Genomic DNA, 10027 nt, shown 5'->3' with positions numbered 1-10027 from the left:
AAAATCAAATAATCACTATAAAGATCAAGCATATCCATTTAATTCCCTCCCTAAAATTAAGGGCGGAATTCTAATGCTTTTTAGTCAAACTACAAGTTTATGTGCGTAACATGAGTTATAAACAGGAGGAATCCCTGCTCGCAGGATAATTGTTTGTTTTAAAGCATTGCACTGTAGCATTAAATGAGCTGCCAATTCAGGCTGCATGCCACAAACCCTTAAGGCTTCTTGGGAAGTCTTAATACCATTTAGAGTAAAAAAAGACTGCGGTGGTGTTTTCATAGTTATAATACCTAATTACCTAAGCATAGCCACATTCAAAGAGTTTTTCAAAAGGCGCCGGTAATACATCCATCGCTTTATTGAAAGAGTCGGTTTAAAGTTTTTAACCCGTAGTCGACTAGAAGTAGTGATGAGATTCTTTTTAAAAGATTATTATCAAAAAGTTAAACCTAATCCTCTCGAGGAATTGTTCCTGTTATTGGGGCTATAAAAACACTCGCTCATCTAAGGGAGCTTATGGTTGAAAATTCTGGTCTGACAGCTCATCTTTCTCGTTTGAACTGTCTGCTCGAAGGCTATTATCTTTAGATGCCCCAGGTTCATAGCCTTTCATCGCCGCTGCTAATAGAGCAGCCGCTCGCGGTGAGGATAAAGGGGGGCTAACTCCTAATTCTGGTTCAACGCTTAAATGAGCAGGTGCTTCAGGCATAGCTGGTGGCAGAAAACTATATCGATTTATTGGCATCCTCCATGATTTATCAGGATGCAAAGTTGAGCCAGCTAAGAGGTGACTTTCTAAGGTATGGCTAAGTTGCTCATCATCTGTAAATCCACTCGCTGATAAAGCTGAAGCTTGAGAGCTCATGTGCTCGATGCTCAAGTTTGACGGGGCCGAACTCACTACAGCTGGCGATGGTATACTTTCAAAGTCGATAGCTCCACTTTGCTTAGCATGGTTTGATCCACTATTGATGTATTGGTTTAATCCTATTTGCGTTTTCATCCCCTTGGGATAAATCCATAGGTGTTGTTGGATTGGCTTCATAAAATCATCTGTGCGATCGCCAAATTTTTCTCGAGCCGCTTTAACAACGTTTAAGTCACCCGATTGCAATATTAAAAAAACCTGTTTAACTAGGAATGAGTCTTGAATGAGCGTAGTGGAAAAAATGGGAGCTAAACAATCATTTTTAGTTAAATTTACGTCTCCACAGAAAACAACTACTTCGATTGCGGCTAATACCTCTTCATCCACAGCAACTTTTATCTGCTCTAGCAGATGTAAAACAATTGCTTGATCTATAGTTTTCCCTGCAGCCAGATACTCAATAACCCCTGGCTCATCTCCCTTAATAGTAAAGATAACCGGATCGGCTGGCGTTGATAAATCCCGCTGCTGAGCTCGAATAGCGTATTTGGCATTAACCGTATTATTGTCATGGAAACAAGCGATGACTAATCGTTTATTAATTAAATTTACGGCATAGGCTGCAGCTATCACACAAGTCCTTTTTTTGAACAAAATAAATTTATTCTATAATAAAAAAAAATAAAGGGGTATAAAAAATATAACTCCCCTTGAATAACATTAAATAGGTGTAGTTTTTACCACACCAAGCATTTTGCATAGTAATGGGTAGAATGTTATTTATAAGTCTTTTCGCTGAAGAGGCTAAATACCAGCGTTTAAGCTATTCACTACGCAAAGAAGCCATAGGCTCAAGTTTGGCAGCACGTCGCGCCGGATAAAAGCCAAAGAAAATCCCGGTTGCCGCTGACACCAAGAAGCCTGCAATAGGAGGTAATAAATAAATCGAAAAAGTCCAGCTGCTAAAATAGGCTACTATGCGAGTAAAAATTAACCCTAAGGCAACGCCCAAAATACCGCCTAATAAAGATAAAATGACCGACTCCACTAAAAATAAAGCCTGGATCTCACTATTTTTCGCCCCCACTGCTTTTCTAATGCCAATTTCCTTTTTTCGCTCACTAACCGACACCAACATCACATTCATTACCCCAATTCCACCTACTAAAAGGGAGATGCCCCCAATTACTGCTAAGAGCAAAGTAAAAATCCGACCCTGACTTTCCATACTGGCAATTATTTGTTTAGCACTGCGGGGAAAAACGCTAAGCTTAGGATTAATAGAATGAATAATTTGTTTAATGTCTTCAATGACGTCATCAATTGGGCTATCAGGCTTTAATAATAATACGGCATTATTAATTTTTGCCTCTTTACTAACCAGGCGCATTCCCCCTAGGGGTATCACTGCTGCCTGGTTTAAATCCTCATTAAAAAAACCATTTTCTCGCCATTGTTCAGCCACCCCAATAATGGTGTATAAGGCTTGCCCTATGCGAATTTGTTTACCGATTGGATCGTCTAAGGTCATTTGCTTAATTTGTTGCGCTAAACCATAGCCAATTACGCAATAATGCTCAAAAGACTCTAAAAAGGAAACAAAATATCCCTGCGCTAACTGAACATGCACAATGTCTGCTAGATGCTCATCAGCACCAATAATAGCTCCTTGTAAAGTTTTCCCTTGGAAGCTAATAGGCTGATATGCGGTACTGTAGGGAGCGATATTGACGATATAAGGGATACGCTCGGCTACCTGCTGCCATTGATCCACAGTTAGAGAATCCTCATCAGAATGCGCCTTACCTGCCTCTTTTTGATATACCGACACGGCTAAAAGATCTGTTCCTAAAGATTTAAATTGCTCTAAAGCCTTAGCTGTTGCCAATTGCCCACAGCTAATTAAGGCAACCACAGCTGCCGTCCCCACTAAAATACCTAGAACGGCAAGAAAAGAGCGTAATTTGGACGAAGTTAAATTAACTAAGGCTTGCTGGCAATGGTTGATAAAATTCATTGGCCCGACTCCGCAACCACCAAACCATCAACCAGAGTAATCCTTCGTTTACATTGTTCTGCAATATGCTCATCATGGGTCACCATAATAATGGTGCGCCCTTCTGCATTTAAATTCAAAAATAAATTCATGACCTCCGTGCCGGTCTTAGAATCCAAAGCACCTGTGGGCTCATCCGCTAAAATGACTTCGGGCTCCGTTACTAAAGCACGGGCAATAGCCACCCGTTGTTGTTGCCCTCCGGATAGTTGTGTTGGGCGATGGCGAGCATGTTTTTGCATACCTACTCGAAAAAGAGCATCTAAAACCCGCTCTTTAATTTCACCAGCAGGTAGGCCCCGGTAGGTTAAAGGCAAGGCAACGTTTTGCATTGCCGTAAATCGAGGTAATAAATTAAATTGCTGAAAAACAAAACCAATATGCTGATTTCTTAAGAGTGCGGAATCATCATCGCTCAACGAAGCCACATTTTTTTGCTTAAGCAAATAAGTACCGGAGTCCGCTTTATCTAATAAACCAATAATATTCATGAGGGTAGACTTCCCAGAACCGGAAGCCCCCACAATGGCTAAAAGATCGCCTGCATGTACACTGAGTGATACTTCTTTTAATACGGTCGTGCTTATTCCTTCTAAATGATAGGACTTGACTAAATTATTGATTTGAATCAGTGAGTTAGTCATATACCACTACATCCCCTTCCTTTAAACCAGTTTCAATCACTACGGTATCAGCTTGCGCAGGTCCCGTAGTGACGATACGTTTCTCAACTCGGCCTTGAGGCGTTTTTAACCGCACCACGCTATTTCCCTGCTCACGTTTTACGGCAGCAATAGGGATTAACAACTGTTTTTCGCTATCAACCTTTAATTCAATAGCCGCACTCATACCCACCTTAATCCAAGCTTGCTGTTCTTTATTGAGCTTCCTGACCTCCACTAAGGCAGTAAAAGAAGGTAGACCACCCGAACTGCTATTGGAAGCTTGGGCATTGACCAGTACTAAGGAACCATTGAGCTGGTGTTTACCAAAAGCCACCCCACTGATAGTAGCCTTCATCCCAGGATGAATTTTATCGATATCCACTTCAGGCACATCAATTTCAACGCTGATTCCCTGTAAATCGCCAATCAACGCGATTACCTGTCCTGCTTTTACCGCAGAGCCTACATTGATACGGGTAGTTTTATCTTCACCCGATTTAGGGGGATAGAGCATGACCCCATCACCGGTCGCTTTGAGGTGAATCAAATTATGGTTCGCAGTCAAAACCTTTTTGATTTTATCGAAATCGGCAAGACTTAAATTCGATAAATGCACCGCGTCGTTATTGTCATCCATTTTTTCGAGTAACTCGGTAAGCTTGCGCGATGCTTGCATCAGGGTAACCCGCGCTGTATCTACTCCTGACTTTTCACTTAGGTAATTGTTTTTAGCCAGCAAGCCTGCCTGCCATAACTCCTTAGTACCCCTAAATTTGGCTTGGATAATTGAATAATTATCTTTAGCTTTTAAGTAATCCGTTAAGGTATCGTTATATTGCTTCTGTAATTCATTCGAATTAAGGGTTAACACGACCTCGCCTTTTTTAACCCGTTGCCCATAGTGGAAATTCATGGTATCCACTACTGCTTCCATCGGGCTTACAATGCTATTTTCGCGAATAGGTTGCACTGTACCCGTAAAATGCAGCACTTTATGGAGGGGTTTAGCCGTGACGGTGTAGGTTCTGACTTCGCTTTTAGCCGCCTCTTGTTTTTTCTCTTCGCCGCAGGCTACCAAATTCACTATTAATAGCATTAGCGCTAATTTTTTAAAGAAATGATTCATCCACCATACCTAAGTTTAATATCCCAATAATCTAAAGTAGTCCCTAATATTCGTTGTAATGTTGATAATTGATTAAGATAAGCAATCTTAGCCCCAATTAAACCTGACTGTGCTTGGAGTAGTTGATTTTGGGTATTATTGACATCTAATGAGGTTGAAATACCTGCTTGAAGTTTCTTCTTTTCCAAAGTATAAGACTGCTCAGCTAAGTGCACTTGTTTTTGGGCTAATTCATAACGTTTAGCCAGACTTGCCATTGTATGAATGGTATTGGTTACGTTGGTAATTAAAGCGCGTTTGGCGGCAATCAAGTTAATTCTATCTTTTTCTAACCGTATTTTTGCATTGATTAATTGGCTGCGACGATTTAGATCATGAAGAGGTACCGTTAAAGTAAGCCGGGCAGCTTCTGTGGTATTATTGCCATTATAAATTCCGCGGATACCATTATTAATACCTGTAACGTCATTGACCGTACCACTTTGTACGGTTCCCGAAACATCTAATTGCCATAATTGTTGGTTTTTAGCTAGTTTATATGCACGCTCATCTGCTCTTAAGGCCATTTTCTGCGCTAAATATTGGACATTATGATTTAAGGCGATCTCGATGGATTCTTGCAAGTTAGGAACGGTGATTTTATTTAAGCTTACATCACTAGGCACTGATAAATGCATCTCGGGATCCAAGCCAATGCTTTGCAATAAATCCTGGGATGCCATACTAAACTCATTTTCACCCTGCTCTAACATCAAACTTAGTGATTCAATTTGATAGGATTGCTGAATATTTCCGGTAGGTTCTAATTGTCCCGCTTTAATCCTTTTCTCATTAATTTCGTAAGACTTTTGGGATTCTTTTAACTGCAAGCGCTGATTTTGTAAATTATTAGCACTTAAAATTAAACTGCGATAAGCAGTAATTACCTGGGTAATCTGATCGACTACCGATTGCTGCAGATTTAATTTATTAAGCCACTCATTATCTTGGGCATCTAAAAGTGCAGCCTCATTAGCAGAGTGCCCAAAACCTCGTAATAAGGGCTGGGTTAAGGTTAAATTAAGCACTGGGTTTAAATTATTATTCATCCCTACATTATTATCTATAGAGACGCTCGCTTGAGTTCCTAATTTAGTTTTTAAATTTAACTCAGGGCTAGCTATAATTGAGCGGCTGGTATCACTGCCTACGCCATTATAGGTACTCTTTTGGATTGTGCCGGAAGCACCTAGGGCATATTGCAATTCAAACTCATTATTGGCAAGCCGCAATTGGTAATGCTGAACGATACGGTCTAACTCGGCATTTTGAATATTCGGGTTATAACGCAAAGCCAATAAAATCGCCTCCCGCAAGCTTAATTTATAGATCTTTTTTTTCCGTGCGGCAGGCGAAGTAGGTAATTCAACCCAGTTATCAAGCATAAATTCGGGATTAGCCATGGCTTGACGCAAACGAACACCGGCCTCCTCCACTTGCAGGGCTTCACTAGCGGGTTCAGCCACCCACTTATAAAGTGAATGATTATCCGCAGCCCAAGAATCCATAAAATAAACCAACCCTAAGACCAGCAGAAGTGAATATAAAACTTTATGCACTACATCAGCCAACACCATTAATTCAGAACTCCCGCAACCGAAAAACGCCGTTTATCTTGTAAACGTAAGGCAGTTAATTGCCCTCCCCATAAACAGCCCGTATCAAGCGCATGAATACGGGGATGCGGACAATTCCCCATTAAAGCAGCCCAGTGGCCAAAGAGAATATCGGGGGCTAGCTCTTTGCGTTTAGGGACTAAAAACCAAGGAAATAAAGAACTTGGCGCCTTGCTAATATCGCCTTTATAACTTAAATCCAAATTACCTTCCTGATCACAAAAACGCATACGGGTAAAATAGTTGGTAATCAGCCGCAGCCTATCTATACCTTGCAAGTCGGCAGACCAATGATTAGGGAGATTACCATACATTTGCCTTAAAAAATGGGCATAGTCATCACCCGCAAGTACTCGCTCTAATTCTGCCCCGAAACAAAGTGCTTGGTTTAAATCCCAAATTGGGGCAATACCGGCATGGCACATTACATACCCAAGCTTCTCGTCATAATAGATAATCGATTGCGCTCTTAACCAATGGCCTAACTCTTCACCATCATCAGCCTGAATAATCTCTTGGATGGTGTCATCATGCCCCTTCCACGGCCGCCCCCCAAATAAAGAACCCAGTAAATGCAAATCATGATTCCCCAGGGTGATGCGGGGAGTTAAGCTTAACTGTTTAATAAAACGTAATACCGCTAAGGATTGTGGCCCACGATTGACTAAATCCCCCACAAACCATAAGCGATCCTCACGCTCATTAAACTGGAGGTAATCAAGTAAGCGCAACAAGGGATCGTAACAACCTTGGATGTCGCCAATAGCATAATCAGCCACCGTTTTTTACCCCTGGAGCTAGTGAGGCTGTTTCTGGCACGATGGGACTCCAACCGGAGGCAGATAATTTCTGTAAGGGTGCGACACTAACGTTATTACGCTGGATAAAATGATTGTTTTCTTGCGCATGGTGAATAAGTTCGATAGCCGACATCGTCTCGGTTTTGCCGGTATTAAGATGGTATACACTTACTGAATCAGGTAAAGCAACGGCATATTTTGAAAAGACAATACCGCTTAACATCTGTTGGTTTTGAGTTTGTTCAAAACGGCTAAGTAAGGAACCATCCGGAGCCCGGCGATGCAAACCTAGGGAAGCGAAGGCTTTCTGAATGGCTTGCCAATTTTTATATTCCGGATGCTCGCGTACAAACAATTGGAACATTTCAGCACACATAATAAAACCACCGGGAACCATCCATAATGGTGCTTTATTAATCATAATCAAGCCTTTTTCCAAGGATTGGATCATCCATTGAATAAACTCAGCACCAATCGCTTGTTCTTTTTCAGCTAAAGATTCTGGCACCCCACCAGAGAAGGTTCCTGCTCGCCCGAAAGGCCCCCCACTACGGCTTAAATTGGATTTGGCTAAAAGCTCGGCTAAATAACGTTGGATGGCGACCGATTCCGCCCTATTTAAAATGGCGCCTAAAGTGCCTGCAGAACGTTGATCTTCATTCAACAGGGCTAACCAAACGGCTAAAACTTGTTGGTTCGAGGCGATCCAACTAAAACCGCTCGGCGGCATCAGGGCCTTAGCAAGCAAAAGGTTTAAACGACGGCGGAAATCCGCATCGCTGTCTTTTTGAAATTCATAGTTATAATAAGTCCCAATATTAACTAAACTTTCTAGCAAGGGATTCCATTGTTTCAATAACTGGCCATTGATATCGAATAAATTAACCCGGTAATCAATAAATAATTTACCAATTCCTTGTAAGAGTGCCGCCGAATAAAGCGCGTATTGCCATAATTTCTGCTCTTCAGAGACCGCATCTTGTTCTACTACCATGAACTCTTGAAATAAGCCTAAAGCAGCCTCAGTCCTATTTAAAGCGTGATCCACCAGCCCACCGGGTTGTGCATAATAATTATTAGCAGACTCAGGAAGGCTTTGGCAATAACTCACTAAATTATCAATCAGGGTGCTGCATAGGCTTTCATAACGAGAAGGTTCAAGCACGGAATAAGTGTTCATTTTTTCCAATAAGGCTTGTCGTTTATTTTCGGACAAAAATTGGGCAGAACTTACCATGGGCAATAAATCTTTTAACGATTTAGCCTGCGCAGATGTTGTATTTTTACGTTGACGGTGAAACAAAACAACCTCCATAATGATCTATAGCTTATTTTACACTAAATGGAAATAAATTTCGCTAGTTGAACATATTCAGCAACAGAAATTTGTTCCGGCCGTTTACTGCTATCTATGTTTAACTCCTGTAATTCAGCGGCCGAGATAATTCCTTTTAAATTATTGTTTAAAGTTTTACGTCGCATCGCAAAAGATGCAGCGACAATCCGTTCTAAAGCATCTTTATTGACTAAGCCATAAGGTGAATTTTGATAAGGAGTAAGGCGGACGATTGCAGAGTCAACTTTGGGTTGCGGGTCAAAGGCCTCCGGGGGCACATTAAACAAATGTTCTACCTCACAATAATATTGGATAATAACACTTAAGCGCCCATAATCTTTAGTTCCAGGAGAGGCCGCCATACGCTCAACCACTTCTTTTTGCAACATAAAATGCATGTCGCTGATAGAAGGGCAATAATCTAGCAGATGAATTAATAAAGGCGTTGAAATATTATAAGGCAGATTGCCAATCACCCGTAAATTGCTACCAAATTGATGATAATCGACTGTTAAGGCATCGGCCGGGATTAAGCGTAATTTCCCTTGAGTGGCGGGATGCTCTCGCAGGTATTGTTGTAAATCGCGGTCAATTTCCACTGCCGTTAAATGCTGCACGCGTTTTAGTAAGGGCAGAGTCAATGCGCCCAGTCCAGGGCCTATTTCTAAAAGATTATCCCCGGCCTGTGGATTAATGGCTTGCAGAATTTCATTAATAACCGTGCCATGATGGAGAAAATTTTGGCCAAAACGTTTACGTGGGCTATGCCTCACTGTGTCACCTTCATGCTAAAGTATAAAAAAAGAATTATACCGCGATTAAGATAACTATACTAATCACAACTCTTTTTTAGCAGTTCAAATGCAGCTAAATAGTGCACAGTTAAGCCTGTCATATTGGCTAACTATCGCACTTTATGCGCGGCACCCAGACAAGCTTAGGTGAGAAAATGGGTTATAGTACGCGCATAAAGAACGGCATGCAGGCTGTTCGGTTACCAATTAACAATGAGATGCGTTTGCCCTGTCTTTTCCTAAGCTTTAGGTGGACAAGGAGGCATTAAGCTTACCTCAAACCCAATGATGCGGGTTGGTCATCCGTCTCATTAGCGTCTTCATCTGCATAATCAGCAAGATAATGCTCCTCTGCATATCGAGCTTCGGCTGCTTCCTCAGCCATAAAGCGATTTAGATTAGTCCTTTTTTTCATCTTGGTATTACCATGTACTTTAATTTTATCCCACTTAGCATCAAAGCTAGCTTCTTCTTTTTTAGCCTCTTTTGCTATGAAAAAGCCTATTGGTTGATTTTTCGATTTATTAGTCATTGTTATTACCTCCAAATTTAAAAACGCTATTATTGACAAGCGCGCCTAAAATTCAAGAATTATTTTAAACACCCAGGGCCACCTCATGAAAAAAATCTAGCTTAAATCGGTAAATAATGAGAGGCTAGCTTCATTTAAATGGATATAGGAATGAAGCTGGAAGAAGGATTTTTAGATTTTTTTATTTCACTT

Annotated in this window: 10 protein-coding genes; all 10 read right to left on the bottom strand. The window is 41.1% G+C overall.

Features of this window, described 5'->3' with window-relative positions:
* Positions 1-84: 84 nt before the first annotated feature.
* Entirely contained in the window at positions 85-282 is a 198-nt protein-coding gene (locus ELY15_RS10795) for a hypothetical protein (RefSeq protein WP_127099874.1), read from the bottom strand.
* Positions 283-517: 235 nt separating this feature from the next.
* On the bottom strand, positions 518-1504 hold the full coding sequence (locus ELY15_RS10790; RefSeq protein ID WP_127099872.1) for a hypothetical protein: 987 nt from the start codon (positions 1502-1504) through the stop codon (positions 518-520).
* A 190-nt stretch (positions 1505-1694) separates the two neighbouring features.
* Positions 1695-2888 (bottom strand): ABC transporter permease, encoded by a 1194-nt coding sequence (locus tag ELY15_RS10785; RefSeq protein WP_127099870.1) that lies wholly within the window; start codon positions 2886-2888, stop codon positions 1695-1697.
* The gene (locus ELY15_RS10780; protein ID WP_127099867.1) at positions 2885-3571 is read right to left on the bottom strand and encodes an ABC transporter ATP-binding protein; all 687 of its coding nucleotides are present in this window, start codon (positions 3569-3571) and stop codon (positions 2885-2887) included. Before ELY15_RS10780 ends, ELY15_RS10785 begins: the two co-directional genes overlap by 4 nt.
* Positions 3564-4718, bottom strand: a complete 1155-nt coding sequence (locus ELY15_RS10775) for an efflux RND transporter periplasmic adaptor subunit (protein WP_127099865.1) — start codon at positions 4716-4718, stop codon at positions 3564-3566. Before ELY15_RS10775 ends, ELY15_RS10780 begins: the two co-directional genes overlap by 8 nt.
* On the bottom strand, positions 4715-6265 hold the full coding sequence (locus ELY15_RS10770; protein WP_370449422.1) for a TolC family protein: 1551 nt from the start codon (positions 6263-6265) through the stop codon (positions 4715-4717). The genes ELY15_RS10775 and ELY15_RS10770 overlap by 4 nt, the downstream gene beginning before the upstream one ends.
* 68 nt (positions 6266-6333) lie before the next feature.
* Positions 6334-7152 (bottom strand): symmetrical bis(5'-nucleosyl)-tetraphosphatase, encoded by an 819-nt coding sequence (locus tag ELY15_RS10765; RefSeq protein WP_127099861.1) that lies wholly within the window; start codon positions 7150-7152, stop codon positions 6334-6336.
* Positions 7145-8476 (bottom strand): TraI domain-containing protein, encoded by a 1332-nt coding sequence (locus tag ELY15_RS10760; protein WP_199744208.1) that lies wholly within the window; start codon positions 8474-8476, stop codon positions 7145-7147. The genes ELY15_RS10765 and ELY15_RS10760 overlap by 8 nt, the downstream gene beginning before the upstream one ends.
* 35 nt (positions 8477-8511) lie before the next feature.
* Positions 8512-9282, bottom strand: a complete 771-nt coding sequence (gene rsmA, locus ELY15_RS10755) for a 16S rRNA (adenine(1518)-N(6)/adenine(1519)-N(6))-dimethyltransferase RsmA (protein WP_127099857.1) — start codon at positions 9280-9282, stop codon at positions 8512-8514.
* A gap of 292 nt (positions 9283-9574) precedes the next feature.
* Entirely contained in the window at positions 9575-9835 is a 261-nt protein-coding gene (locus tag ELY15_RS10750) for a hypothetical protein (RefSeq protein WP_127099855.1), read from the bottom strand.
* Between the last annotated feature and the right edge of the window lie 192 nt (positions 9836-10027).

It is taken from the genome of Legionella sp. km772 (assembly GCF_003989735.1).
In the GTDB taxonomy this organism is placed as follows: Bacteria; Pseudomonadota; Gammaproteobacteria; order Legionellales; family Legionellaceae; genus Legionella.
The sequence above is the reverse complement of the archived record's forward strand: the minus strand, read 5'-3'. Positions and strand labels throughout refer to the sequence as shown.

What these genes read in the sequence shown, in the direction of transcription:
- ELY15_RS10795 (WP_127099874.1), bottom strand. Translation starts at nt 282, where the DNA reads ATGAAAACACCACCGCAGTCTTTTTTTACTCTAAATGGTATTAAGACT.
- ELY15_RS10785 (WP_127099870.1), bottom strand. Translation starts at nt 2,888, where the DNA reads ATGAATTTTATCAACCATTGCCAGCAAGCCTTAGTTAATTTAACTTCG.
- ELY15_RS10780 (WP_127099867.1), bottom strand. Translation starts at nt 3,571, where the DNA reads ATGACTAACTCACTGATTCAAATCAATAATTTAGTCAAGTCCTATCAT.
- ELY15_RS10775 (WP_127099865.1), bottom strand. Translation starts at nt 4,718, where the DNA reads ATGAATCATTTCTTTAAAAAATTAGCGCTAATGCTATTAATAGTGAAT.
- ELY15_RS10770 (WP_370449422.1), bottom strand. Translation starts at nt 6,265, where the DNA reads ATGGATTCTTGGGCTGCGGATAATCATTCACTTTATAAGTGGGTGGCT.
- ELY15_RS10750 (WP_127099855.1), bottom strand. Translation starts at nt 9,835, where the DNA reads ATGACTAATAAATCGAAAAATCAACCAATAGGCTTTTTCATAGCAAAA.